The 26702-nt window shown below is 62.3% G+C and carries 23 protein-coding genes; 10 read left to right on the top strand and 13 right to left on the bottom strand.

The features are described from left to right. Positions 1–42 precede the first annotated feature (42 nt). Entirely contained in the window at positions 43–1536 is a 1494-nt protein-coding gene (glpD, locus tag ACE4RL_RS17065) for a glycerol-3-phosphate dehydrogenase (protein ID WP_375598298.1), read from the bottom strand. Positions 1537–1696: 160 nt separating this feature from the next. Here glpD and ACE4RL_RS17060 point away from each other — a divergent pair, with 160 nt between their 5' ends. Then, the gene (locus tag ACE4RL_RS17060) at positions 1697–2632 is read left to right on the top strand and encodes an AEC family transporter (RefSeq protein ID WP_375598297.1); all 936 of its coding nucleotides are present in this window, start codon (positions 1697–1699) and stop codon (positions 2630–2632) included. 24 nt (positions 2633–2656) lie between these two features. On the opposite strand, the gene ACE4RL_RS17055 is transcribed toward ACE4RL_RS17060, so the two are convergent. From ACE4RL_RS17055 to ACE4RL_RS17045, 3 genes are read right to left on the bottom strand one after another with little or no spacing between them, the layout of a single operon-like run. Next, positions 2657–3463 carry a transglutaminase domain-containing protein gene (locus tag ACE4RL_RS17055; RefSeq protein ID WP_375598296.1) on the bottom strand — a complete coding sequence of 269 codons (807 nt, stop codon included), beginning with the start codon at positions 3461–3463 and terminating at the stop codon, positions 2657–2659. Positions 3464–3466: 3 nt separating this feature from the next. Then, positions 3467–4411: an alpha-E domain-containing protein gene (locus ACE4RL_RS17050; RefSeq protein WP_375598295.1), complete on the bottom strand. Its 945-nt coding sequence runs from the start codon at positions 4409–4411 to the stop codon at positions 3467–3469. A 2-nt stretch (positions 4412–4413) separates the two neighbouring features. Continuing rightward, a complete protein-coding gene (locus ACE4RL_RS17045; protein WP_375598294.1) occupies positions 4414–5835 on the bottom strand; it encodes a circularly permuted type 2 ATP-grasp protein in 1422 nt (473 codons plus the stop codon). Between the two features lie 219 nt (positions 5836–6054). Here ACE4RL_RS17045 and ACE4RL_RS17040 point away from each other — a divergent pair, with 219 nt between their 5' ends. Further along, positions 6055–6984 (top strand): 2-hydroxyacid dehydrogenase, encoded by a 930-nt coding sequence (locus ACE4RL_RS17040; RefSeq protein WP_375598293.1) that lies wholly within the window; start codon positions 6055–6057, stop codon positions 6982–6984. 51 nt (positions 6985–7035) lie between these two features. On the opposite strand, the gene ACE4RL_RS17035 is transcribed toward ACE4RL_RS17040, so the two are convergent. Continuing rightward, the gene (locus ACE4RL_RS17035; protein WP_375598292.1) at positions 7036–7374 is read right to left on the bottom strand and encodes a cupin domain-containing protein; all 339 of its coding nucleotides are present in this window, start codon (positions 7372–7374) and stop codon (positions 7036–7038) included. A 160-nt stretch (positions 7375–7534) separates the two neighbouring features. Between ACE4RL_RS17035 and ACE4RL_RS17030 the strand changes: the two genes are divergently transcribed. Beyond that, positions 7535–9169 (top strand): alpha-glucosidase family protein, encoded by a 1635-nt coding sequence (locus tag ACE4RL_RS17030; protein WP_375598291.1) that lies wholly within the window; start codon positions 7535–7537, stop codon positions 9167–9169. 35 nt (positions 9170–9204) lie between these two features. Here the strand turns inward: ACE4RL_RS17030 and ACE4RL_RS17025 are convergent, their stop codons facing one another. The 3 genes from ACE4RL_RS17025 to ACE4RL_RS17015 form a co-directional block, all read right to left on the bottom strand. Next, the gene (locus ACE4RL_RS17025) at positions 9205–9504 is read right to left on the bottom strand and encodes a hypothetical protein (RefSeq protein ID WP_375598290.1); all 300 of its coding nucleotides are present in this window, start codon (positions 9502–9504) and stop codon (positions 9205–9207) included. A gap of 34 nt (positions 9505–9538) precedes the next feature. Continuing rightward, on the bottom strand, positions 9539–10609 hold the full coding sequence (locus tag ACE4RL_RS17020) for an AbrB family transcriptional regulator (protein ID WP_375598289.1): 1071 nt from the start codon (positions 10607–10609) through the stop codon (positions 9539–9541). Positions 10610–10676: 67 nt separating this feature from the next. Then, the gene (locus ACE4RL_RS17015; RefSeq protein WP_375598288.1) at positions 10677–11843 is read right to left on the bottom strand and encodes a M20 aminoacylase family protein; all 1167 of its coding nucleotides are present in this window, start codon (positions 11841–11843) and stop codon (positions 10677–10679) included. 211 nt (positions 11844–12054) lie between these two features. On the opposite strand from ACE4RL_RS17015, the gene ACE4RL_RS17010 reads away from it, so the two are divergent. The 7 genes from ACE4RL_RS17010 (at position 12055) to ACE4RL_RS16980 (ending at position 18922) form a co-directional block, all read left to right on the top strand. Continuing rightward, a complete protein-coding gene (locus ACE4RL_RS17010; RefSeq protein WP_375598287.1) occupies positions 12055–12813 on the top strand; it encodes an electron transfer flavoprotein subunit beta/FixA family protein in 759 nt (252 codons plus the stop codon). Beyond that, on the top strand, positions 12813–13736 hold the full coding sequence (locus ACE4RL_RS17005) for an electron transfer flavoprotein subunit alpha/FixB family protein (RefSeq protein WP_375598286.1): 924 nt from the start codon (positions 12813–12815) through the stop codon (positions 13734–13736). The genes ACE4RL_RS17010 and ACE4RL_RS17005 overlap by 1 nt, the downstream gene beginning before the upstream one ends. A gap of 68 nt (positions 13737–13804) precedes the next feature. Then, on the top strand, positions 13805–14989 hold the full coding sequence (locus ACE4RL_RS17000) for an aromatic amino acid transaminase (protein ID WP_375598285.1): 1185 nt from the start codon (positions 13805–13807) through the stop codon (positions 14987–14989). 81 nt (positions 14990–15070) lie between these two features. Continuing rightward, positions 15071–15724 (top strand): fructose-6-phosphate aldolase, encoded by a 654-nt coding sequence (fsa, locus tag ACE4RL_RS16995; protein WP_375598284.1) that lies wholly within the window; start codon positions 15071–15073, stop codon positions 15722–15724. Between the two features lie 74 nt (positions 15725–15798). Further along, the gene (locus ACE4RL_RS16990) at positions 15799–16857 is read left to right on the top strand and encodes an Mrp/NBP35 family ATP-binding protein (RefSeq protein ID WP_375598283.1); all 1059 of its coding nucleotides are present in this window, start codon (positions 15799–15801) and stop codon (positions 16855–16857) included. Between the two features lie 123 nt (positions 16858–16980). Next, positions 16981–18294 (top strand): GH1 family beta-glucosidase, encoded by a 1314-nt coding sequence (locus ACE4RL_RS16985; protein ID WP_375598282.1) that lies wholly within the window; start codon positions 16981–16983, stop codon positions 18292–18294. Positions 18295–18340: 46 nt separating this feature from the next. Then, complete coding sequence (locus ACE4RL_RS16980) at positions 18341–18922, top strand: UPF0149 family protein (RefSeq protein WP_375598281.1); 582 nt, start codon at positions 18341–18343, stop codon at positions 18920–18922. A gap of 8 nt (positions 18923–18930) precedes the next feature. Here ACE4RL_RS16980 and ACE4RL_RS16975 read toward each other — a convergent pair whose 3' ends face one another. The 5 genes from ACE4RL_RS16975 to ACE4RL_RS16955 form a co-directional block, all read right to left on the bottom strand. After that, complete coding sequence (locus ACE4RL_RS16975) at positions 18931–20502, bottom strand: dipeptide ABC transporter ATP-binding protein (protein WP_375598280.1); 1572 nt, start codon at positions 20500–20502, stop codon at positions 18931–18933. Continuing rightward, a complete protein-coding gene (locus ACE4RL_RS16970) occupies positions 20489–21337 on the bottom strand; it encodes an ABC transporter permease (RefSeq protein WP_375598279.1) in 849 nt (282 codons plus the stop codon). The genes ACE4RL_RS16975 and ACE4RL_RS16970 overlap by 14 nt, the downstream gene beginning before the upstream one ends. After that, the gene (locus ACE4RL_RS16965) at positions 21334–22284 is read right to left on the bottom strand and encodes an ABC transporter permease (protein WP_375598278.1); all 951 of its coding nucleotides are present in this window, start codon (positions 22282–22284) and stop codon (positions 21334–21336) included. The genes ACE4RL_RS16970 and ACE4RL_RS16965 overlap by 4 nt, the downstream gene beginning before the upstream one ends. A 141-nt stretch (positions 22285–22425) precedes the next feature. Then, complete coding sequence (locus tag ACE4RL_RS16960; protein WP_375598277.1) at positions 22426–23904, bottom strand: ABC transporter substrate-binding protein; 1479 nt, start codon at positions 23902–23904, stop codon at positions 22426–22428. Positions 23905–23975: 71 nt separating this feature from the next. After that, positions 23976–26681, bottom strand: coding sequence for a histidine kinase dimerization/phospho-acceptor domain-containing protein (locus ACE4RL_RS16955; RefSeq protein ID WP_375598276.1), 2706 nt, complete (start codon positions 26679–26681; stop codon positions 23976–23978). Positions 26682–26702: the final 21 nt, after the last annotated feature.

The following is a 26702-nucleotide window of genomic DNA, read 5'->3' as shown; positions in this document are numbered from 1 at the left end:
CCGTAGCGAAGGCGGGGTTGGGGGCTGTTGTTGTCACGCCAGTTATGCCCTCGACTCGTCTCGTGCCGCTAGATAATCCTCCAGCCGCGCCGCATCCCCGGCACTGACTTTCAGTCCGCGCTTGGTACGCCGCCACAGCACATCTTGTGCCGTCCTCGCCCATTCATTGGCAACGAGATAATCCACCTCCGCCCCATAGAGATCGGCGCCGAAATGCGGGCCCAGATCGGCCTCGCTCTTGGCCTCTCCGAGCACAGTCCGCGCCCGGGTCCCATAAAGGCGCAGCAGGCGCCGCAGCAGACCGGCATTCATGCCGGGATAATCCATTGCCAGTTTGCGCAACTCCGCATCAAAACTCTTGGGGCCGAAGTCGCCGCCTGGCAGCGTGCCTTTGGCCGTCCAAGCGGGGCCCTTCTTGCCCAGAACCTCTTCGATCTTTTCCAGCACCGACTCGGCCAGCCGCCGCGACGTGGTCAACTTGCCGCCGAACACATTGATCACGGCGCCGCTTTTTGCGTCGCCCTCGACCTTGAGGACATAGTCGCGAGTCGCCTCTTGCGCCGCGCTGGCGCCATCGTCGTAGAGTGGCCGGACGCCGGAATAGCTCCAAACAATGTCGTCCTGTGTAACGCCCTGCGCGAAATATTCGTTGGCTGCGTTGAGCAGATACGCCGTTTCCTCCTCGGTGATCGCCACATCCTTGGGGTCGCCATGATAATCGCGATCCGTCGTGCCGATCAGCGTGAAGTCTTCTTCATAGGGGATAGCAAAGAAAATGCGGCCATCGCTGTTTTGGAAGAAGTAGCAGCGATCATGCTCGTAGAGCTTCTTCGTCACGATATGGCTGCCTTGGACTAGCCGCACATTGCGACCCCCGTTCTTGCCCAGGGACTGGTTGATGACCGCATCCACCCAGGGGCCAGCGGCATTGACCAGCATGCGTGCCCGCACGGTCTGCTTTCCGGCCTCGCCATCCAGTTCAATGGTCCAGCCGCCATCCCCGCGCCGTGCGGAGACGACCTTGGTCCGTACATGGATGGTCGCGCCACGATCCGCTGCGTCGCGCGCATTGAGCACCACGAAGCGTGCATCGTTGACCCAGCAGTCTGAATATTCGAACGCCAGCTTGTAGCCTGGCTTGAGCGGCTTGCCCGCTTCGTCCTTGGTGAGATCCAGCGTCTTGGTCGGCGGCAGCAGGCGTCGCCCGCCCATATAGTCATAGAGCGCAAGCCCCGCCCGCAGCACCGCCGCGGGGCGTAGCCCTTTGTGGTGGGGCAACACGAAACGCAACGGCCAGATGATATGTGGCGCCGAGGCCCAGAGCACCTCGCGTTCAGCGAGTGCTTCATGCACCAGGCGGAACTCGTAATGCTCGAGATAGCGCAATCCGCCGTGGATGAGCTTGGTGGCCGCCGAGCTTGTGCCCGATGCCAGGTCATTCATTTCAGCCAGCGCCACCGTGTAACCGCGGCCAACCGCATCACGCGCCACGCTGGCGCCGTTGATTCCGCCACCAACCACAAAGATGTCCAACATCGAGCATTCCCATCGCGATAATGGTTCGTTTGTACGTCATATGCTTTCGATTTGAAAGACAATCAGGTTCGCTTATTCTACCATACAAGGAGGTGATTGACCTGGGTTCCGTCCGTGGCTACGGCTTCTTGGTCTCTCCTCTGGCCCGGATCACTGGCCGATGCTTTCCATTCTTGCCGTCATCGCGCCCATATTCGCGCTCATTGCGCTGGGCTATGTCGCAGTCAACCGCGGCCTCTATCCCGCAGACGGCGTGAAGGCGTTGATCGGCTTCGTCAACAACTTCGCCACCCCCTGTCTGCTGTTCTATTCCATTGGCACCAGCGACTTCGGGGCGGCCTTCAACATCGGCATCATCGCCCCGTTCTATGCCGGTGCGCTCGTCTGTTTTGTGATCGGCATCGCCGCTGCAAGGTGGCTGTTCGGCAATCGTCCGGGGGAGGCCGTCTCTGCCGGATTTTCAGCCACCTTCACCAACACCGTGCTGGTCGGCCTGCCCATTATGAGTCGCGCCTATGGTGAAGGCGCGCTGCCGGTCACCCTCTCCATCATTGGCCTGCATGGCGCCATCCTGCTCACGCTGGGCATGGTGACCATGGAATTGACCCGCCGCGATGCACAGCCGCTCGGTCCGACCCTGGTGCTGGCCATCCGCCGCGTTGTGTCAAATCCACTGATCTGGGGCATCGTGGGCGGCATCGTCCTATCGCTGACCGGCCTCGACCTCGCCGAGCCGGTTGCCGCTTTCTTTTCCATGCTTGGGCAGGCCGTGGTGCCTGCCGCGCTCTTCGGCATCGGCGGTGCGCTCAACGAATTCAAGCTCTCCGAGAACTGGCAGCAGGCGTTGGTCGACTCGCTGATCAAGCTGATCGTCCACCCCGCCATCGCCTATGTGCTGATGATCTGGGTATTTCAGGTGCCGATGGACATCGCCCGCTATGGCATCCTGCTCTCGGCCATGCCCTCAGGCATCAACATCTATGTCTTCGCCACCTTCTACGACCGCGGCGTGAGCGTGGCTGCCAACACCATCCTGATCGCTACCGTCTTGTCGGCGCTCACAATATCGGGCTGGCTCTACGTGCTGAGTTTGTGAGCCCGTCATCGCCGGGAAAGCTGCTTACGCTGCCTTCACGGCCGCCTTTTGCGCAATCTCCCCCGCCGGAGCGGTCCGCAAGGGCAGGGCCGTTTCCGCATCGAGCCCGACGCAAAGCCGCACATAGCGCTCTGTCGGGCATATCTGATGGCGTGGATCAAATCCGATCCAGCCCAGGCGATCGTCATAGGCCTCCGCCCAGGCGTGCAGCCCGCCTGCGTGCCCATCCCCGGCCGCGACATAGCCGCAGATATAGCGGGCCGGAATATCGAGCGCCCGCGCCGCGCCGATAAACAGATGCACATAATCGGCGTTGGGCGGCAGCTCCGGGTCCGGCTGCGTGCCTTGGTCCTGCGTCTGTTCGCCCGTCGCCTGCATCTGCGTCATCGGCTCGTCTTGCTCGGGCAACCCCAGCGTTTCGCCCACTCGCGCCATTAACCCATGCAAAACATCCAGCCGGCTGTCCTTTGCCGAGCGATATTTCCCATAGAGCGTCACTGGTGCTCGGGTCAGCGCCGTCACCCGCTTGTACAATGACGGCACCGGCTCACCGGCAAGCTTACCCAGCACGCCATTGGTGTCCTGGGTCACAACCGTACCGCGGGCGCCGATGGTGATGTCGCCTTCCGGCCTCGTCTGGTTCACCAGATGCACCGCATTGCCATAGCTGTCGCGGAACCGCCCGGCATTGCCAATGCCGGCGGCTTCCACGCTCCAGCTCTCGACAGTCTGCGACGGTCCGCTCGGCGGGGTCAGCATCAGATGCATGACCAGCGCGGCCGCACCGGGTGGCAGCGAACAGGTCAGGGAATGGTTTATCTCGATGCGCATGGTTCAATAGAAGTTATACGATTCCGACAGCGTGTCGGTCACCCGGTTATTGCGGGCGATGAACTCGTTGAGGAACTCGTGCAATCCATCGGTGAAGATGGCCTCCATGCTGGCGCCTTCTACCAGGGCAAGCAAGCTGTCCGCCGCTTCCTGGCATTTCTCCTTGCGGCCATAGGCCTTGGCAAGGCTATCCAGATTCTGCTGCACGAAATTGGCGCAATAGATCAGGCTACGCGGCATTTCGGGCCGCAGGATCAGGAAGTCGGCGATGTTATGGGCCTTGTAGCGGTCGTGATAGACATGCCGATAGGCCCTATGCGCCGAGGCCGCCCGCAGGATCAGCGTCCATTGCTGAATGTCGAGATCCCCGCCGACCTGTGTGGCACGGGGCAGCAGCACATAATATTTCATGTCGAGAATGCGCGCGGTATTGTCCGCCCGCTCGACGAAATTGCCCGCCTGCAGGAAGTTGAAGCCGTCATCGCGCAGAATGGTGCCCAGCAGCGCGCCCCGGAATTCATGGCTGCGCTGCTTCACCCACTGCAACAGGCCCAGGAGCTTGGCGCCCCGCACATCGCGTGGCTTGATCTGGGAAAATTCCAGCCAGGCTCCGTTCATGCTTTCCCACATGTCCCCGGTCAGGGCGGTGCGCACCGAGCGTGCATTGGTCCGTGCGGCCTGCAGGCACGAATAGACCGAGGAAGAATTATCCGGGTCGAACATCATGTAATGGGCAACCGTGTCGACATCGGCCAACTCATGCTTGGCGTCGAAACCTTCATCGACTTCGGCGGCTTGCATCATCGAAACCAGATGTTCGCTGGCCCCGCCTTCGCGGCGGCTGGTCAGCGACATGCGGTATCCCACTTCGAGCAGGCGGGCCATGTTTTCGGCCCGCTCCACATAGCGTGAAAGCCAGAACAGATTGGCAGCGGTACGTCCGAGCATTCTCAATCTTCCAGCACCCACGTATCTTTCGTCCCGCCACCCTGGGACGAATTCACCACCAGCGAACCTTTCTTCAGCGCCACGCGCGTCAGCCCGCCCGGGGTGATCCGCACTTCGTCGCCCACCAGCACATAGGGCCGGAGGTCGACATGGCGCGGCGCCACATCGCCCGAGATATGGGTGGGGCAGGTGCTCAGGTTCAGCGTCGGCTGCACGATGTAATTGTCCGGCCGCGCCTCGATCTTTTTCCTGAACTCGGCATGCATGGCCTTGGTCGACGTCGGACCGACCATCATCCCATAGCCGCCCGAACCGTGGACCTCCTTGACCACCAGATCGGCGATGTTCTCCAGCACCCACGCGCGCTGGTCCTCATCAGTGCAATTATAGGTCGGCACATTCTGCAACAGCGACTTTTCACCAAGGTAAAACTCGATGATGTCCGGCACATAGGTATAGACCGCCTTGTCGTCGGCAACTCCTGTGCCCGGCGCATTGACCAGTGTCACATTGCCGGCCCGATAGGCGTCGAACAGGCCCGGTACGCCCAGCATGGAATCGGGGCGGAAAGTCAGCGGGTCGAGATAGTCATCATCGATCCGACGATAAATCACGTCCACCTGCTCGGGCCCGCACGTGGTGCGCATATAGACCTTGCCGCCATCCACAAACAGGTCAGGCCCTTCGCACAACTGCGCGCCCATCTGGTCGGCCAAGAACGAGTGCTCGAAATAGGCCGAATTGTAGATACCCGGCGTCAGCACTGCGATGTTGGGTGTGCCCCGCACACCCTCGGGCGCCACGCTTTCCAGCGTCCGCCGGAGGTTTTCGGGATAGGTCTCGACGGGCGCAACCTTGGATCGGTGGAACAGATCGGGCGCCAGAAGCATCATCGCCTCGCGGTCTTCCAGCATATAGCTGACCCCCGATGGCGTTCTAAGGTTGTCCTCCAGCACATAGAATTCGTCCGGTCCGACCCGCACGATGTCCACCCCGATGATGTGCGCGTAAACGCCCTTGGCCGGTTCCAGCCCCATCATCTGCGGGCAGAACGCCTCATTGTTGAGGATGAGCTTCTCCGGAATGCGCCCGGCCTTCAGGATTTCCTGCCTGTGATAGATGTCATAGAGAAAAGCGTTGAGCGCCTTGACCCGTTGCTCGATGCCTTTGGACAGACGCCGCCATTCATTGGCGGCGATGATCCGGGGGATCACGTCGAACGGGATCACCTTTTCGGTGCCCTCGTCTGAGCCGTATACGGCAAAGGTAATGCCCAGCCTGCGGAAGATCGCTTCCGCATCGGTCTGCATCAGCGCCAGGCCCTTGTCCGGCAGTTCATCCAGCCATTCGGCAAGCGCACGGTAGGGTTCGCGGACTGACCCATCCGGATTGTACATTTCGTCAAATGGCGTTTTCTCGCCCATTCTGCTCCGCTTCTGAAATGCGGCTTCCCATTCGCCGTCCCATTGCTACACGTTTGAAATCTGCCGTCCAGACACTCAAGCACCGAGCACTGCCGCTTTTTCGCGCAGCTCAGGGTTGCGAAGCGGTGGCATAAAGTGCTCTCATTCGCGCGCATTCAACGCCATCGTTCCAAAGTCGAGCAGAGTGGGAGCGTCGGCGCCCATTTCGGACCATTTTGCATGACCATTGAAATCCTCCAGACCCATCCGCTTCTCGCCTCATGCGAAGAGGCTCTGGCGGCTCGCTATACCGTCCACAAGCTGCATGAAATGGCGAACAAGGATGCCTGGCTGAGCGAAAACGGCGCCCGCATCCGCGCCCATGCCGGCTCGGGCGTCCAGGCCGATCTGATGGACAGGCTCCCCAAGCTCGAAATCATCGCCAGCTTCGGCGTTGGCTATGACAATATCGACGTTGGCGCTGCAAAGGCCCGCAATATACGTGTCACCAATACGCCGGACGTGCTTAACGACGCCGTGGCGGAGATGACCATCGGTCTGATGATCTCGCTGGCCCGGCGGATACCCCAGGCAGACCAGTTTGTGCGCAAGGGGAAATGGCCTTCTGGCAACTATGGTCTGTTCTCCGAACTGACCGGCAAGACCGTGGGCATTCTGGGCCTCGGGCGCATCGGCAAGGAAATTGCGGTGCGGGCTCAGGCCATGAAGATGCGCGTCGTCTATTTTGGCCGCCACCACCAGTCGTCAGTGCCTTACATCTACTACGACAAGCTTGAGGATATGGCCCGCGACAGCGATTGGCTGGTGGTCATCGCCCCTGGCGGCAAGGGCACCGAAGGCATTGTCAGTCGCAATGTGCTTGAAGCGCTCGGCCCCAAAGGATGTCTCGTCAATGTCGCCCGCGGCACGCTCATCGACGAAGCCGCCATGGTCGAGTTGCTGCAGAGCGGCGGTCTCGGCGGAGCGGCGCTCGACGTTTTCGAGAAGGAGCCGCAGGTGCCCGCCGAACTGCTCACTCTCGACAATGTCGTGCTCTCCCCCCACCAGGGCAGTGCCACGCATCAGACGCGCGATGCTATGGGCGCCCTGCTGGTCGCCAACCTCGAGCGCCACTTCGCCGGCGAGCCGCTGATCAGCGCCGTGGTGTAGGCCTGTTCCTCTCCCCCGATGGGCGAGCACAGAGGGCGACCACGATGCACCTCACTCCAGATCTGTCTGCACGATCATCCCAGCCGCATGGATGCACACGATGTCGGGCCGCTCCGGCCCCAGGTTGGTGAACTTGTGCGCCACCCCGGCTGGCGCCATGGCGATATCGCCCGGCCCGACCTCATATCGCTCGTGTCCGATCACTACCTCTGCCCTTCCGCGTCGCACCACCCAGGTCTCCGCATAAGGATGGGTATGCAGCGCCGGGCCTTGCCCCGGTTCATTGTCCACCGCAAAGAACGAGATCGGCGTGCCATAGGCTTCGCCCTCGAATTTGATGGTTCGGCCGTTGGTTACCGGGCGATCGGCGGCGCGCAGCAGATGGGACATGATGTTCCCCTCTTTTCAGGCACGACGGATGGCCACATGGGCGTTCGACCTGTTGAAGACAGTCTGCCCTGCGTTGGAGGCGATTAACAGCGCGCGAGTAAACCGATAGCCTCGGGCCAATTGGTGATACGGGCCCCATTGGTCCCTAAGGAGCAGTTTGATGAGTGAATGGTGGCGTGGCGGCGTGATCTATCAGGTCTATCCCCGTTCTTTTCAGGATAGTAACGGCGATGGGGTAGGGGACCTCCCTGGCATTATCGACCGGCTTGGCCATATCGCCAGTCTGGGTGTGGATTGCATCTGGCTCTCGCCAATTACCCAGTCGCCCCAGGCCGACATGGGCTATGACGTGTCAGAGTATACGCAGGTCGATCCGCTCTTCGGTTCGCTGCAGGACTTCGATCAGCTCATCGAACAGGCCCACGCGCTTGGGCTGAAGGTGATCATGGATCAGGTGGTCAGCCACACATCCGATCAGCATCCTTGGTTCCGCGAATCCTGCTTCTCGCGTGAGAACGCGCGGAGCGACTGGTATGTCTGGGCCGACGCCAACCCGGATGGTTCGCCGCCAAACAACTGGCTCTCGGTTTTCGGCGGATCGGCCTGGGAATGGCACACATCGCGCAAGCAATACTACCTGCACAACTTCCTGGCCGCGCAGCCGGATCTCAACTTCCACAACCCTGACGTGCAGGATGCGGTGCTCGACGTAATGCGCTTCTGGCTTGATCGCGGGCTTGATGGCTTCAGGCTCGACACCGTGAACTATTATTTTCACGACGCCAAATTGCGTTCCAACCCGCCGCTCAAGTCATTGAAGGGTCTGCCCGCAACCAACCCCTATGACATGCAAAGCCACAAATTCTCCAAGAGCCAGCCGGAGAACGTCGCCTGGCTCAAGAAGCTGCGCAAATTGCTCGACCAATATCCCGGCACCACCACTGTGGGCGAGGTTGGCGATGACGAGCGCGGTCTGGAGCTGATGAAGCTCTACACCTCCGGCAGCGACATGCTGCACCAGTGCTACTCTTTCGATTTTCTCGGCCCCAAGTTCACCGCCAAGCACTTCCGCTCCAAGGTCGAGGCTTTCTTTGCGGATGGGGAAACCGGCTGGCCGTGCTGGAGCTTTTCCAATCACGACGTCATCCGCCACATGACGCGCTGGGCGCCCCACAGCGTGTCGCCCGCCGATCTGGCCCGGCAAGCCGCGGCGCTGGTGCTGACGCTCAAGGGATCGGTTGGCCTCTATCAGGGCGAGGAGCTGGGCCTGCCCGAAGCCGATATCCTCTATGAAGAACTGACCGACCCGCGCGGCATTCGCTTCTGGCCCGAGGACAAGGGGCGCGATGGCTGCCGCACGCCCATGCCCTGGCAGCATGATCTGCCCCATGCCGGCTTTACCACCGGCAAGCCGTGGCTGCCGGTCAAGCAAGCACAATCCGCACTGAGCGTTGATGTTCAGGACCATGACCCCGCATCCACACTCAACGCTTACCGAGAATTGTTGGCCTGGAGAAGGACCCACCCCGCACTGATCACGGGTGACATCAGCTTCTTCAAATGCGACGAACCGGTGCTCGCCTATCGCCGATCGGGCGATGGCAAGGATCTGATCTGCGTTTTCAACCTTTCGGCAGAACCGCGCACGGTCAAGTTGTCCGAGGTCGATCTGGCGCTGGAACCGGTAAGCCACAATGCATCGCTGGATGGCGCCGCGCTCACGCTCGGACCAAATGGCTTTGCCATTCTCCATGCCCCAGCAGGGGAGGGCAGGGTGAGCTTCAAGGCCCGCTAGGCTATTCCCGCCAGAATGATGCCGTCTGCGCCGTCCTACATATAAACCCGCTCGAAGGACTGGGGGTGGAAGAACTGCATTTCTTCCCCGCTGGGCGTGCGTACGAAGGCGCGGATGCAGCCGCCCCACATTTCGGCGCGGGTGGCATCCACGCCCATGCGGCGCAGCCGCATCAGGTTGAATTCGTTCTGGTCGCTTTCGCTGAACTTGTCTCCCAGGGTCACCCCGAAGGAAATGCTCACGCCCGGCCGGTTGGCCAGGCATTGCGCAGTGGATGCCTGGGCTGTGCTGCAAAAGGCGAGGACAAGAAGGACTGGCGCAACAAATCGGATCATCGCTGCAATCTCCTTTGCTCAACTTTCATGCCGCTCAATTGTGGCCGTCTTGCGCCCGCTGTTCCGATCGGCGCACCCAGATGGCCACGGCCGGAATGGCAAAGCTGAGCATGAGCAGGCGGATCACGTGATGGGCCGCAATGAAGGCCGTGTCATAACCCAGCGCAATGCCAAGCGCGCCCATACCCTCAAGGGCACCCGGCGACAGACCTAGCCAGATCTGTCCGAACGGCATGTCCACCAGTTGCGCGACGCCCAGCGCCATGACGGTGACGATGCTGACGGTCATCGCGGTGGCGATCAGCCCACCCTTGGCTGCCGCCATGAACTCCGAGCGGGTAATTCCGACGAACCGCGAGCCAATCAGCGCCCCGGTCAGCACAAAGGTTGCAACGACCAGCGGGGCGGGCACGGCCTCGGTGTAAAGCCCACCAAGCTTGGCTGCTGTTGCTGCCGCCATGGCGCCCAACACCATGCCCGCCGGGACTTTGAGCCCCATGAATACGAGGCCGGTGGCGACACAGGCCGCAGCGAGCAGGATAAGTTGCAGCGGGCTGAGGAAAGCGGACGCTGCTTGCGTCGCAAAATGGTTGATCGGTAGAAAGACCGCCCCGATCGGCACGGCGATGGTGAGCATCAGTATGCGGATCACCTGGATGATCACGATCTGCCGCGCATTGCCCACACCCGTCGCCGCAATGCCCATCACGAAGGACAAATGCCCTGGAAATGAGCTGAGATAGGCCGTGCCGGGGTCGAGCTTGAACACCCTGGTCAGCATCCAGCCGGTAGTTGCGATGATAACGACCAACTCAATCGCCAGGGCCGCCAGCGAGATCGGCCAACTACCCAGCAATTGCAGGCTGTCCGGGGCGACACTGGCCCCCATAGACATGCCAATCAGCACGAAGACAACATTGCGCAGCCAATCGGGAAACTGAATTGGCGCCTTCAGCATCGCCGCAATCGTCACCGCCAGCGCCCCGCCCATCAGCCATCCGGCGGGCAGGCCGAGCAGCATTGCGATACCGCCCCCTGCTGCGGAAACGGCAAGGGTCAGGAGCACACAAAAGATGGTTCGGGAAGAAACGGAAAAGGCTGGCATGGTGCTGCCAGCCTTAGACGATCCCTCGTTTGCGCAAAAGGTTGATCTTTCCGGTCAACCCCTTGGCTCACCCCAGGGGCAGCGCCTTTTCCACCAGCCGCACCCAATAGCTCACGCCCACCGGAATGGCTTCGTCGTTGAAGTCATAGGTATCGGTATGCAGCTCGGTCGAATCCCCATTGCCCAGGAAAATATAGGCGCCGGGACGCTCGTTGAGCATGAAGGAAAAGTCCTCCCCGCCCATCGATGGCACGGCGTCGGCATCGACTTGGCCGGGCCCGACAATGTCGCGCGCCACCGACGCCGCAAACTCGGTCTGCTCGGGGGAATTGACGGTCACCGGGTAACCCCGTGCATAGCGCACGCTGGCCTCCGCGCCAAAGCTGCGGGCGAATTGCGGGACGAACTCGGCCAGCCGCGCTTCGATGAAGTCCTGCACGCCGCCATCGAGCGTCCGCACCGTGCCGATGATCTTGGCCGTGCGCGAGATCACATTGTCGGCCTCGCCAGCCTCGACCATGGTGACGCTGAGTACGGCGCTGTCCAGTGGATCGAGATTGCGCGACACAATGGTCTGCAGCGCCGTCACCATCTGGGCTGCGACAATGATCGGGTCGATCGTGGCATGGGGTCGGGCCGCATGCCCGCCCTTGCCGACAATGTCGACATAGAAGCGGTCGGTGGCCGCCATGATGCCGCCCGTTCGGATGCCGAAGGTGCCCACCGGCATTCCCGGCCAATTGTGCATACCATAGACTTCGGCGATGTCGAACCTGTCGAGTAGCCCGTCATCCAGCATCACCTTGCCGCCACCGCCGCCCTCTTCGGCCGGCTGGAAGATCAGCGCCACGCGCCCATCGAAATTGCGCGTTTCCGCCAGATATTTCGCCGCTCCCAGCAGCATGGCTGTGTGCCCGTCATGACCGCAGGCATGCATCCGGCCTTCGTGTGTGGAAGCGTGCGGCAGCCCGGTCTTTTCCGTCATCGGCAGCGCGTCCATATCGGCGCGCAGCCCGATCATGCGCTCGCCTGTACCGCGCCCCTTGATCACCGCCACAACACCCGTGCCGCCGATGCCGGTCACCACCTCATCGCAGCCGAACGACTTGAGCTTGTCCGCCACGATGCCGGCCGTCCGGTGCACATCGAACAGCAGCTCGGGATGGGCATGAAAATCCTGCCGCCAGGCGGCAATTTCAGGCTGGAATTCGGCAACGCGGTTGAGAACGGGCATGCAACAATCCGGGACTCGGGAAGGAAGGCCGCAATGTCTCCGTCCGGGCCTCGGCAGTCAACTCCACACCATGTCGCGCCGGGAAGCGTGGGCACTCTTTCCAACATTTCGCGCCAGACCGAACCGATATTCCCCCGCCGCGCCTTGCTCCTTTCGGGCCTTTTTGTCAGAAAGCCGCCAACTCCCGGGGATAGCCCAGAAAAGGTTGGCTATGAAAATTCTCGTCGCGGTCAAACGCGTGGTCGATCACAATGTCCGCATCCGGGTCCGGCCCGATGGATCGGGTGTCGAGACCAATGGCGTTCGCATGTCCATGAACCCCTTCTGCAAGCACGCCGTGGAAGCGGCGGTGCAACTGGCAGAGGCAGGGGCGGCCGACGAGATCGTCATTGTTTCCATCGGGCCCAAGCAGTCCAATGATGCCATCCTGACCGCACTGGCCATGGGCGCCCATCGCGGCATTCTGGTCGAGGCCGATCAGCCGCTCGAAACCCTGGTCATCGCCAAGCTCCTGGCCAAGGTGGTCGAGGAAGAACAGCCCGATCTGGTTCTACTCGGCAAACAGGCCGTGGACGATGACAGCAATCATGTCGGCCAGATGCTCGCCGCCCTGACGAACCGGCCCCAGGCCACCTTCGCCTCCGAAATCAAACTCGAAGGCAATGCCCTCGAAGTCACCCGCGAAGTGGATTCGGGCCGCGAGACCATCGCCTTGCCGCTCCCCGCCATCGTTACCGCCGATCTGCGTCTCAACACGCCGCGCAACGCTGCCCTGCCCATGGTGATGAAGGCGCGCTCCAAACCGTTGGCCGTGCGCCCTGTGGCCGAGTTCGGCGTCGATCTCAGCCCCCGCCTCACGGTCGAGAAGGTCTCGCCCCCGCCTGAGCGGACTGCGGGAGCGAGCGTTGGCACGGTATCCGAACTGGCCGGCATCATCGTCTCTGATGTCAACGAGATGGAGGCCATCTGATGAGCGTTCTGCTTCTCGCCGAGCTCGACAATGGCGCCCTTTCAGCCTCCACCGCCCGGATTGCTGCCGCCGCAGCTCAACTCGGCCCGGTCGACATCCTGGTCCCTGGCCCTCGCGCTGCTGCCGATCAGGCCGCAACTATTGCGGGCGTCGCCAAGGTTCTCCACGCCAAGGAGGCCTTGCTGGCTGACGGCCTTGCCGATCTGCTCACCAGCCTGGCCGAAGGCTATAAGGTCATTGCCGCCTCAGCCTCGACCACGGGCAAGGATGTCATGCCGCGCCTCGCCGCCAAACTCGACATCCAGCCGGTCACCGACATCGTCGCCATCGAAGGCGCCAATTGCTTCGTCCGGCCCATCTATGCCGGCAATGCGCTCGAAACCGTCACCGACCCGCAGCAAAAACATGTGCTGACCTTCCGCGCTTCTGCCTTCCGCCCGGCAGCGTCGAGCAACGCAGCGCCGGTTGAAACGCTCGATACCGATATCGCCTCTGCTGCCCGCTTCATCGCCGCCCATCGCACCCAAAGCGATATTCCCGATCTTTCAACCGCGCAGATAGTGGTAGGTGGCGGCGTCTCGGTTGGGTCTGCGGAAGGTTTCAAACTTGTCGAAGCCCTCGGCAAGACGCTGGGTGCAGCTGTCGGCGCCACCCGCGCCGCCGTCGATGCCGGCTATGCTCCCAATGACTGGCAGGTTGGTCAGACCGGCAAGATCATCGCGCCGGATCTCTATATCGCTGTCGGCATTTCGGGGGCGCTGCAGCATCTCGCCGGCATTCAGGGCGCCAAGAAGATCATCGCTATCAATACCGATCCGGAAGCGCCACTCGTCAAGATCGCCGATGTGGCCCTGATCGGCGATCTCTTCGAAATCCTGCCGCAACTGACAGCGGAGCTGGAGAAATCCGGCGTTAAGCGCTAGCGCTCAATTTGCAAATTATCCCATGCGGCCTATAAAGGCCGCGCCTTCTCACCGGATCTTCGGAAAAAATGTTCGAAACCCTCTCCAAGGCCCCTGGCGACAAGATTCTGGCGCTTATGGGCGAATACGCTGCCGACTCCCGCCCCACCAAGATCGACCTCGGCGTCGGTGTCTATAAGGACGAAAAAGGCGTAACGCCGATCATGTCCTCGGTCCGCAAGGCCGAAGAGCGCATGCTTTCGAACGAGAAGACCAAGTCCTATCTCGGCATCGCCGGCAACAAGGGTTTCGGCGCCGCCGTACTCGATCTTGTGTTGGCTGATAGCGTGGATCGGGCCCGCGTTCGCGTCGCCCAAGCTCCCGGTGGCACCGGCTCGCTCTGGGTGTTGATGCAACTGGTCAATCGCGCCCGTCCCGGCGCCACGGTCCATGTTTCCGATCCCACCTGGGCCAACCACAACCCCATCGCCATCGGCTCGGGCCTCAAGGTAGCCACTTACCCCTATTTCGATCCCGCCACCCGCGCAGTGAAGTTCGATGAGATGCTGGCCGCGCTCGACAAGCTTGGTCCGGACGATGTCGCTCTGCTGCATGGGTGCTGCCACAACCCCACCGGCGCCAATCTCAACAACGAACAGTGGGACCAGGTGGCCGCAAGTCTCGCCCGCACCGGCGCACTGCCCTTCATCGATCTGGCCTATCTCGGCTTCGGCGATGGTATCGAGCCCGACGCCTATGGCACCCGCCAGATACTTGCCTCGGTTCCCGAAGCGCTGATCGCCTTTTCCGGCTCGAAGAATTTCGGTCTATATCGTGAGCGCATTGGCGCCGCCATTCTCGTCGCCCGCGATGGCGAGCAGGCCGACGTGACCAACTCCCAGCTCCTCAACATCATTCGCGGCGCCTATTCACAGCCGCCCGATCATGGTGCCGAGATCATCCGCACCATTCTCGAGGACGCAGACCTGCGTGCTGAATGGGAGGCCGAGCTGGCCGAGATGCGCAATCGCATGATCGTGTTGCGCGAAAAGCTGGCTGCAGCCATTCGCGAGCGCTCGAACTCAAGCGATTTTGACTTCGTAGCCGATCACCGCGGCATGTTTTCGCTGCTCGGCCTCCCGGTCGAGGCGGTTGATCATCTTAAGGCCGAAAATGGGGTGTATATGACTTCGGATAGTCGCATCAATGTTGCCGGCATCCCGGAAGATCGCGTTGGCGATCTGGCCGAAGCCGTTTTGGCCGCCATTCGCTGATCCAGTGGCTTGCGGCAACCCGCGGCCATGTCTAAATCTGGTCTAAGCGCCAGACAGAATTCGAGTTTTTAGGAGGGAACGATGAAGTTCTTCGTCGACACTGCAGATACCGCCGCCATCAAGGAGCTTCACGATACCGGGCTGCTCGACGGCGTGACCACCAACCCGTCGCTGATTGCCAAATCTGGCCGCGACTTCAAGGAAGTGATTGCCGAGATTTGCGACATCGTCCCCGGCCCGGTTTCGGCCGAAGTCGCGTCGCTCGAATATGACGGCATGGTTGCCGAGGGCGAAACCCTGGCCAAGATCGCGTCCAACGTTGTCATCAAGCTGCCCCTGACTTTGGATGGCCTCAAGGCTACCAAGTACTTTAAGGAAAAGGGCACCAAGACCAACGTCACGCTCTGCTTCTCCGCCAATCAGGCGCTGCTGGCTGCCAAGGCTGGCGCGACCTATATCTCGCCCTTTATTGGCCGCCTCGACGACATCAATATCGACGGCATGGAGCTGATCGAAAGCATCCGCACCATCTACGACAACTACCAGTTCGAGACCCAGATTCTGGCCGCCTCGATCCGTTCGGCCAACCACGTCACCCAGGCGGCTCTCGCCGGTGCTGACGTCGCCACCATCCCGCCGGACGTCATCAAGAAGCTGGCTCTGCACCCGCTGACGGACAAGGGCATCGAAGGCTTCCTCAAGGATTGGAAGGCCACCGGCCAGTCGATCCTGTAAAGGGCTTTCGCGCCGCATTCAGACCCCGCCCTTCGACAAGTTCGGGGTGGGGTCTTTTCTTTTGGGAACTCCGCATGGCCGACGCTGATCTCGCCGCCCAGATCAAGACTGCACTTGCCGACGTCGAAATCCCCGGCGGCGGTGATCTTGCCAGCTATGGCGGCCTGTCCGATATCATTGTCACACCCGGCGCCATTGCCTTTGCAATCGCCGTGGCCCCGGGCATGGAAGCTGCATTCGGGCCGGCACGCGAAGAGGCCCAAAAGCGCGCCCAGGCGCTGGGCGGCCCCCGCAAGGTCATGGTGTCACTGACCGCAGAGAAATCCAACGCGCCCAAGTTCGGACACGGTGCGGCCCAGCCGCAGGGCAAGACGCGTGTCGATGGCGTCAAGCGCATCATCGCTGTCGGCTCCGGCAAGGGTGGCGTGGGCAAGTCGACCACCGCCGTCAATATCGCGCTCTCGCTTGCCGCCGAGGGCCTGAAAGTCGGCGTGCTCGACGCCGATCTTTATGGACCGTCCATCCCCAAGCTGCTTGGCATTGAGGGCAAGCCGGCAATCCGTGACGACGGCATCTTCACCCCGCATGACGCCTTCGGCCTCAAGGTCATGTCCATCGGCTCCATGCTGGTGCCCGGTCAGGCTGTGGTCTGGCGCGGCCCCATGGCCACCTCGGGCTTGCGCCAGCTCCTGCGCGAGACCGATTGGGGCGGGCTCGACTGTCTCATCATCGATCTCCCCCCTGGCACAGGTGACATCCATATTGCGCTGTTCCAGCAGACCATTGTCGATGGCGTGGTCATTGTCTCCACCCCGCAGGATCTCGCGCTGATCGATGCGCAAAAAGCCATCGACATGCTGCGCCGCATGTCCGTGCCGGTGCTCGGCCTGGTCGAGAACATGAGCTATTTCATCGCTCCGGACACCGGCAATCGCTACGACATCTTCGGCACCGGCGGCGCCGAGAAGGCCGCGGAGCGTCTCGAAATTCCTTTCCTGGGCCCTGTCCCTCTGGTCATGTCGATCCGCGAGGGCTCCGATGCCGGTACACCGCCACTGGTGACGGAGCCCGATGGCGCCGAAGCCAAGGCATACCGCCTGATCGCGCATCGGCTCGTAGCCAGCATTTCCTGATCTGCATCTGTGGGTCTGAGGCACGTACACCATTTAAATCGATTGCTGAAATCGATTGCATAACCTCCCGCGTGAATGTTATCGGCCTTCCCCACAAGGGTAAAATGCCCGCATGGAGGGGATATGTTCTCGTTTGATCGCCGCGATTTCGGCTCCGATTTCACCTTTGGCGTGGCCACCGCCGCCTATCAGATTGAAGGCGGGCAGGGCGACGGGCGCGGCACATCCATCTGGGACACTTTTGCGGCGACGCCCGGCAATGTCCACAATGGCGACACCGGCCTGAACGCGTGCAACCACTACGAACTCTGGCCACAGGACCTCGACCTGATCCGCGACGGCGGGTTCGATGCATACCGCTTCTCCTTCGCCTGGCCGCGCCTCATCCCCGAGGGCACCGGTGCCATCAACCAGGCAGGCGTCGATTTTTATGATCGTCTGCTCGACGGCATGCTTGAGCGCGGTATCAAGCCTTATGCCACGCTCTATCACTGGGATTTGCCCTCGACCCTGCAGGATCGCGGCGGCTGGATGAACCGCGACATCGCCAACTGGTTCGCCGACTATGCCACGCTGATTGCCAAAAAGTTCGGTGATCGCCTCCTATCCACCGCGACTATCAACGAGCCCTGGTGCGTGGCTTTTCTCAGTCACTTCCTAGGTGTGCATGCCCCCGGCTATCGCGACCTGCGCGCCGCTGCCCGGGCCATGCATCACGTGCTCTTTGCCCATGGCACGGCCATAGATGCGCTCCGGGCCGCCGGCGCAAAAAATCTGGGCATCGTGCTCAATCTCGAAAAATCCGAGCCCGCCAGCGAGAGCGAAGCGGACAAGACTGCAGCCAATTTTGGTGATGCCGTCTTCAATCGCTGGTATCTCGGCGGTGTCCTCAAGGGCCAGTATCCCAGGGAAATGACGGACTGGCTTGCGCCCTATCTGCCGGCCAATTATCAGGACGATATGGCGGTGGTCTCCCGCCCGCTCGATTGGCTGGGCATCAACTACTACACGCGCGGTCTATATCAGGCCTCTTCCGAACCTGGCCGCCCCGCCGAGCAGGTCAAGGGGCCGCTGGAAAAGACCGATATCGGTTGGGAAATCTACCCGCAGGGTCTCACCGACCTGCTGGTCCGCGTCTCCAATGACTACACCAAGCTGCCGATCTACGTCACCGAGAACGGCATGGCCGAAGTCGAGGGCGACAACGATCCGCGCCGCACCAAATACTACGAGGACCACCTCAAGGCCGTGCTCGCCGCGCGCGAGGCTGGTGCCGATGTGCGGGGCTATTTTGCCTGGTCGCTGCTCGACAATTACGAGTGGGCGGAGGGCTACAACAAGCGTTTCGGTCTCGTCCATGTCGACTACGAGACCCAGAAGCGCACTCCTAAATCCAGCTATCGCGCCTTTCAGGGCCTGCTGCACAACGCGCGCTAATCCTGTAGGGTCCTGAGGGATTGAGAACCGTCAGGACCTTTTTTGCATGGAACAGGAATACGCCGAACTTTCGCCATCGCTGCTTCGGCTTGAACAGCTTCTCGATGAGGTCGGAGAGCAGTCCATGCTGCTTTCGGAATTGGACGGGTTCCTCTGTTGCCTGGCGGTCGGCCCCGAGCCCGTTGCCAATGGGGAATGGTGGCCTTTTGACTGGTTGACCGATGAACGCGGCGTCCTGCGCAGCGGCAGCGAGGAAATTGCCGCTCTGATCGAGACGCGACTGGCCGAAATCAATGCCGAACTGGCCGCCGATGCCTATGCGCCGCTGTTCGAGGTGGACGAAGAGAGCGACGACATCATCTGGGAGGTGTGGATCGCTGGCTTTCAGCAGGCCATGCTCTTGCGCTTCGAGGCCTGGGACGATCTGTTGCGCGATACCGAGAGCGACATCCGGGGAGAAGCCGCCATGGGACTGGCATCTGCCCTGATGCTGGCTCAGCCCGATACCCGTCCCGACGATACAGCGGGCGACGAGGAATGGGCAGAGTTCGACGAGATGCATGAGAACATGCCCATGGTGATTGCCCGCACCGCCGTGCTGCTCCATTTGCTGCACAAACCCAATTAGCGCCCGTCTCAGGCCGCGATCTCCGGTAGCCGGGCAGCGACGAGTGCTTTGGTCAGCGCATGTTGCGGCTGTGCAAACAGCCGTTCAGGCGCACCCTCTTCGACAATACGTCCCTTTTCCATCACCAGCACCCGGTCAGCCATGGCCGCGACCATGTCGAGATCGTGGCTGATGATGAGATAGGTCAGGCCATGCTCTTGCTGAAGCCGCGATAGCAGACCGAGCACCTCGCCGCGAACCGACATATCCAGCGCCGAGACCGGTTCATCCAGCACCACCAGGCGCGGCCGGGTGACCAAGGCTCGGGCAATGGCCAGGCGCTGGCGCTGTCCGCCGGAAAATTCGTGCGGATAGCGCTCCAGCATCGCCGCACCGAGCCCAACCGCCTCAATCGCCTCTGCCAGTCGCGCCGCGCGCTCTTCGCGCGCCATTCGACCCAGCAGATGCAGCGGCTCGCCCAGCGACGCGCCAATGGTCATGCGCGGGTCAAAACTGCTGAACGGGTCCTGGAACACCAGCGATGTGCCGGCCCGCAACCGCGGCGGCAAATCCCGACCCCGATAGGGCATCCCATCGAACACCAGTTGCCCGGTGCTTGCATCATCGAGCCCCACAATCATCCGCGCCAGCGTGGTCTTGCCGCAACCCGACGGCCCCACCAGCGCCACGCATTCCCCGGCAGCGATGCTCAAGTCGACCCCATCAACGGCCCGCGCCGGGGCGTCGCGCCAAGGCCACAGACCACCCTGCCGATAGACACGGCTGAGCCGCTTCGTCTCAAGGATCGGAACTTCGTCCGGCCGGCTCTCCGGGGGAGTGGCCCGGCGACGTTCTATCCGGCTGGCGGCCAGGAGCTTGCGCGTGTAGTCGGCCTGCGGGACCTTGAAGATGGTTTCGGTGCTTCCTTCCTCCACCAGCCTGCCCCCATGCATCACGCCGACACGTGAGCACAGCCTCGCAATGGCCCTGATGTCATGGCTGATGAAGAGCAGGGTCATGTTCCGGCGCTTGCAGATGTCCGAGATCAGGTCGAGCACCGTGCGCTGGGTGATGGCATCCAGCGCTGACGTCGGCTCGTCGGCGATCATCAGCTCGGGTTGACTGGCCAGCGCCATGGCGATCATGGCGCGCTGCCGCTGGCCACCCGAAAGCTGATGCGGATAGCGCCCGACATGCCCGGGCGCCAGCCCCACCTCCTCCATCAGCTTTGGCAACACCACCGCCATCACCTCGGCAACCTCCGCCAGCGTGATGGCTTCCTCGATCTGCGCGCCGATCGTCATTAGCGGATTGAGCGCCGTCATGGGCTCCTGAAATACCATGCCGATCCGTTTGCCCCTGAGACGCGCCAGTTTGGTTTCGTCCGCTGGCAACGGCGCGCCGTCGAACGATACGTTGCCGCTCACCCGCGCCGATTCGGGCAACAACCCGGCAATCGAGAGCGCAGTCAGCGACTTGCCTGAGCCGCTTTCCCCGATAATGCCAAAACGCTCGCCGCTCTCGATCCTGAGGAAGAGATCCGAAACGGCCGGCGTCCCCTCAAAGCGGATGCTGAGGTGCTCTATCTCAACCAGCGCCATGGTTCAGTCCTTGATGACGCAGGCGCGGGTCGATGGCGTCGCGCAGTCCGTCGCCGGCAATGTTGAGCGCAATCACGATCAGCACAATGGTCAACCCGGGCACCACGCTCAGGCTGGGGTGGATCAAAAACAGGCTCTGCGCGTCGCGCAGCATCAGCCCCAGGCTCGTTGCCGGCGGCTGCGTACCCAGCCCGATATAGCTCAGCCCCGCTTCGGCCAGGATGCCGAGTGAGAGCTGGATTGTGCCTTGCACGATCAGAAGGCTCATGATGTTAGGCAGCAAATGCCGCGCAGCGATGGCGGCATTGCCTAGCCCCGCAAGCCGGGCGGCGGCGACGTAATCCTGTGTGGCGATGGCCAGCGCGCCGCCCCGCGCCACCCTGGCAAACACGGGAATGTTGAAGATGCCGATAGCGACAATGGCATTGGTTTCCCCAGGTCCCGCCAGCGCCGCGATCAGAATGGCCACGATCACCGCGGGAAAGGCAAAGGTCAGGTCTGAAAAGCGCAGCACTAGCCATTCCACCAGCCCGCCCCAGGCCACCGCGGCCAACCCAAGCGGCACACCGAGTCCAACGCCGATCAGCACGCCCAGCGCCGCCACGACAAAGCTGGTCAATGTACCCCGCATGACCAGTGATAGCATGTCCCGGCCCAGATGGTCGGTGCCCAGCCAATGATCCGCTGTTGGTCCCAGGAAGCGCCGGGCAATGCTGATCTGCTCGATGGGGTAGGGCGTCCACCACAGCGACACCAGGCCCAACAGGGCAAACATGGCTGCCGCCGTCAGTCCGACAGCCAGGCTCGGATGTCGCAGGATTTGCCGCCAATTCATGCGTCACGCCCCTTCAGCCGCGGATCGACCAGAGCATAGGCCATGTCGACGATCAGCATCGTGGCCGTGGTGACGACCACCAGCACGATTGTTGCCCCCCGCACCAGAACCAGATCACGCTCGGAAATCGCGGTGAAGATCAGTCGGCCCAGGCCGGGCAGGAAGAACACATTCTCCACGATGACGGTGCCGGCGATCAGATAGGCAAATTGCAGGCCCAGAATAGTCAGCACAGGCAAAAGCGCATTGCGCACGCCATGCCGCCAGATCGCCTCTCCTTTGGTCAGGCCCTTGGCCCGCGCCGTGCGGATGAAGTCCTGTTCCGTCACGTCCACCAGCGCCGTGCGCATTACCCGAGCCAGAATGGAGGCTTGCGGCAGGGCCAGCGCCAGCCCCGGCAGGATCAGCGCGCGCGCCGCTGCCCCCGCATCCTCGTGCCAGGGCACAAAACCCCCGGTGGGCAACCAGCGCAATCCCACCGCAAAGACCAGCGTCAGCAGCATGCCGAACCAGAAATTGGGGATCGCCACCCCGGTCTGCGCCAGTATCATTAGCGCGGTGTCGGTCGCCTTGCCGCGCCGCATTGCCGCCAGAATGCCGATCGGAAGTCCGACCACTACCGAAACTACCATGGCGATCAGGGCCAGCGGCAGCGTCACCGCCATGCGCTCGGCGATCAGCTCGGCGACCGGCAGCCTTTGCGTGGTCGAGAGCCCGAAATCGCCCACCAGCATGCCCCCGACCCAGGCCAGGAACCGCTCAAGCGCGGGCGCATCGAGCCCCATCTGCAGCCTCAGCGCGGCGACAGCCTCAGGGCTGGCATTGATCCCCAGAACGAACCGCGCCGGATCGCCGGGCAGCAGGTCGAGCAACAGGAAGATGATCAGCGCCGCCACGAATAGTGTGGCCGCAAACCCGGCAATGCGGCGGACGAGGAAGAGGGTCATGTGAAAGACACCCCCCACCCGGCCTCCCCCCGCCAGGGGGAGGGGCGCTTTCGCGTTAGAACCTGAAATCTATAGCACACGCCGACCAGTCCCTCCCCCCATTGGGGGGAGGTTAGGTGGGGGGCTTTGGCGGGGATAAAGTTATTCCACCCAGCGGATATCGCGCAGCACCACACCCTCCACAGGCGCATTCTGCCACATGCCTTCGAGCTTGGCGTTCCACACCCCGGTCTGGGCCAGTTCGAACAGGTAGCCATTGACGGCGTCCCGCGCGATGATGGTCTGGATTTCCTGCGCGATCTCCAGGCGTTCGGCCTCGTCAGTCGTGGCGTTGAGCGCCTCGTTGAGGGCCTGAACTTGCGCGTTGTCATAGCCGAAGTAGTAGTCGGGGTTGGCATAGATGCCAATATCGAACGGCTCGACATGGCTGATGATGGTCAGGTCGAAATCCTTGTTGGCAAACACATCTTCCAGCCACTGCGCCCATTCCATGTTGATCAGCTCGAGCTCGATCCCCACTTCGGCAAACTGGCTGGCAATGATCTGGCCCGACAAGCGCGCATAGGCCACCGGCGGCAGCTTCAGCGTCGCGGAGAACCCTTCCGCGTGGCCTGCCTCGGCCAGCAACGCCCGCGCCGCCTCCGGATCATGCGGATAGGTGTCGGTCAGCTCGAGATAATAGGGATGGTGCGGCGCAAAATGCGTGCCGATCGGCACGCCATAGCCATAGGTTGCTCCCTCGATGATCTCCTGCCGGTCCAGCGCATGCGCCATCGCCTGACGAACCTTGAGATCAGAGAACGGTTGTTTCCTGTTATTGGTGGCCAGGATCGTTTCGCCCTCGGTCGATCCCACCAGCACCTTGAACTGCGGATTGTTCTCAAACACCGCCAGTGCCTCGGCCGCGAAATTATTGGTTCCATCCACATCGCCGGCCAGCAGCGCATTGGTGAGCGTCGCCGTGTCGGAGATGAACACATAGGTGGCCTTGGTCAGGGCAGGCTTTTCGCCCCAATAAGGCCCGTATTGTTCCAGCACCACCCGGCTGCCGCGATCCCACTGAATGAAGGCAAAGGGACCCGTGCCGATGGGCTCGGCGCCATTGTTCTCCGCGCTTTCCGGCGCCACGATCACCGCATCGCCGCGCCCCAGATTGAACAGGAACAATCCATCCGGCCGCGACAGGGTAAATTCCACCGTCATCGGGTCGATCACATTCACCCCGGAAATGGGTGCATAAAGCGTCTTCTGCGCATTCACGCTGTCTTCGGCCAGCAAGCGGTCAAAGGTGAATTTGACGTCCTCGGCATCGAGGGCCGTGCCGTCGTGGAAGGTCACACCCTCATTGAGCGCGAACTCATAAGTCAGTCCGTCCTCGGAAATTGTCCAGCTCTCCGCCAGGCCCGGCTGAACCGCTCCGGTCTCATCAATGCTGACCAGGCCCTCAAAAACATTTTGATACACCACCACGTCGATGGCTTCGGCAGCGCCGGCGGTCGGGTCGAGCGCCGGTGGTTCAAGGGCCACCCCGATACGGATTTCGGTTGGCTGCGCCAGGGCAGGCCCCGCCGCCAGCATCAGGCCTGCCACCGTGAGCGCCAGGATCTTGCGTGCAGTCATGGTGGTCTCCTCCAGAGGTAGCCTGACGATAGCCAGATATAGCCCAGGGGGCCGTCCTTGCGTAGCGCTCGCTACTCGGCTTCCTCGGCATTTTTGATTATTGGCCGCTCGTCGACCAGATCTGCGGGTATTTTAAGCGTGAACAGCATGCCCTCCGGTCCTGCCGGATCCACAGACAGTGACACCGCATTGACCGCGAGCAGCGACCGGGTCAACGCCAGGCCCACGCTCGAGCGGATCGGCGCCAGCATCCGCCCATTGCGCCCCACACCATCGCGGAACACCACGAATCTCTCGGCCATATCCACCGCGTTGATCGAGCTGTCCCGCACATGAATGGCAATCGAGCCATCATCATGCCGCTGGGCAGAAATCACCACCGCGCCCCCCATTGGCGTCTGGTCGATGGCGCTGGCCAGAAGGTTCAACACGGCCTGCGCCAGTGAGGCTCGGTCAGCCGTCACGCGCGGCAGCATCTCGGAAATCGCATTGCGCACAATCACCCTGGCGCCATTGGCCTGGCCGCGGATGCGCCGCACGCATTGCTCCAAAAGATCCGTCAGATCCAGGCTCGCGCGCTGCGGCAGATAGCGTCCGTCGCGCAACCGCGCATAGTCATCCAGCTCGTCCACCAGCGCCGAAATTTCCTGCCCGGCCTGGGCAATGTCGTCGGCATAGGCGGCATATCGCTCATTATCGAGTTCGCCAAAGGCCTTGGACCGGATGATGTCGGAAAAACCTATAATGGTATTGAGAGGGCGGCGCACGCCACGGCTGATCCTGCCCAGTAGCGCCGGGTCGATGTCGTTGGCCGATCCAACCCGGGCGGGACTGGTCTCACGCGGTTTTACCAGGCCGAAATAGCCCGAAACGACTCCGGCCTGGCCCAGTGCGAACAACAGGATGTCGGCCCTGCCATCCGCAGATCGCAATGTGAGGCACGGCCGGGCGGTTTCGGCAAAGCGGGCCGGCCGCTCAAGAAAGGCCCGCAGCGCAACCGCGTCATCCTGCCCGACAAGCGAGGTTAGCGGTCGCCCGGTCATCACCTTCCCGCCGCCCAGAAGCGAGGTTGCTGATGCACTGGCCGCGCTCACCATACCGTTGCGATTGGCATCGACAAAGCCGTCGCCGCGGATATCGGCAAAGGTCTCGGCAAAGGCCTTCACTGCCTCCTCGTGGCCGGTGCGGACCTCGGTCGTGCTGGCCGACAGCATCAGGGCAGGGCGCCCATGCCAGGAGATCGACTGCAGTCGCGCTGTCACCGGCACCAGCGTGCCATCGCGCTGAACCAGATGGTTGACCGGTCCCGCCTCCTGGCCCTCGGCCCCCAACACCGGAAAGATGGCGCTCAGCCCGGCCTGCCGCAGGCTCTCCACGGAGTCATAGCCCACCATTTCGGTAATCGCGCGGTTGGCAAACAGCACCTGCTGGTCGCGGAACACCAGAATCCCCAGGGGCAGCCGGTTGAGCACAAGCGTTTCGCCCCCCAGATTGACCAGGGCGCCCGATCCGCTGGCCGGTAGAGTGCTGGGCGGCGCGGCGGACGCCGACGGCTCGCTGACCTGCTGGTTCCGCTCGCCCACCCGGTCATTGAGAATGCGCGACAGCTCATCGAAATTGTAGCGCGACACCCGCTCCACCGTTTCCGGATCGGGTTGCATCTCGTCTTCCGGTGCCGGCTCGGCGGCCTCGCCACTGCCCTGCGCTGGGGTAAAGCCGCGGCCCGTGACCTTGTAGAAGGTAGTCACTATCTTTTCGATCGGGTCAGCCTCTGGTTCCGCGCTCTGGTCCACAGCTGCGACCGGCGGTGTGTCATCGGCCTCCGTCAGGGGGGCGTACAATGCCTCGTCCTCGGCGAGCCGGTCCACCAGCGCACTCAACCGATGCGAGTCCGAGACCTGACCTTCCTGCGCGGCCTCGGCTGCATCCTCTGCGCCGGCATCCCCCTCCAGCGCGTCGCGCTCGCCCTGCAGGCTCTGTTCCGTCTGGATGGCGGCAATCGCCTCGAAGATACCGGCCGGCACGGCGGAATCGGGTTCGGGCGTCTCACCCGGTCCGTCGTCCTGCGGGTCTGACCAGCGTTCCGGATGATCCTGTTCCGGGTCAGGACGATGCGGCTCGGCCGGTTCGTAAGCCGTTTCGGCGTCGCCGTCCTGCCAGTTCTGCAACTCGCGCGTATAGGCTTCGTCCGCCGCAATGGGTGTGGTCTGGATCGCAACGACAGGTGCTGCCTCGTCTTCTATGGCGGGCAGTTCCTCTGCGCGACCGTCGGCGTTGACCACGTTGACCACGTCTTCGGCCTGCTCGTCCTGCGCCGCTCCCGCTTCGCCCGGAGCCACGGCAGTATTTGCGTCGCCCGCTGCCTCCAGCACATCCGCCGGAATGGGGTCGACCCCCACGATGAGCAGCACCGGCTCGCCATTCTCCCAAACCAGCGGGGTGGCCGCGCAGGTCGCCGACGCCGGCTTCTCCCCGGCCAGGAACTGAATGCGCGCCAGGCTGGTGCGGCCGGTCGAACCTAGCCGGACAATGCGCGCCACCTGTCCCTTGATCGGCACGGCGGGCGCTGCGCGCTTCAGCCCATATTTCTTGACCTTGGCCAGGAACAGTCCGGCAGCCGCATTGGACCAGATGAGGCGGCGCCCGTCCTGGGACCAGAGCCATGCCGGACGTGAATCAGCCGCATGCTGCTGCACGCGGCGCGCATCGGGCAATGTGTTCCAGCGGTCATCCATGGACTGCCTTTGTCTGGTCGCGACGTCGTTGGTCTGTGCCATTCCGGCACAAACGTCCGAAGT

It is taken from the genome of Devosia polycyclovorans (assembly GCF_042181575.1).
Classification (GTDB): Bacteria; Pseudomonadota; Alphaproteobacteria; order Rhizobiales; family Devosiaceae; genus Devosia; species Devosia polycyclovorans.
The sequence above is the reverse complement of the archived record's forward strand: the minus strand, read 5'-3'. Positions and strand labels throughout refer to the sequence as shown.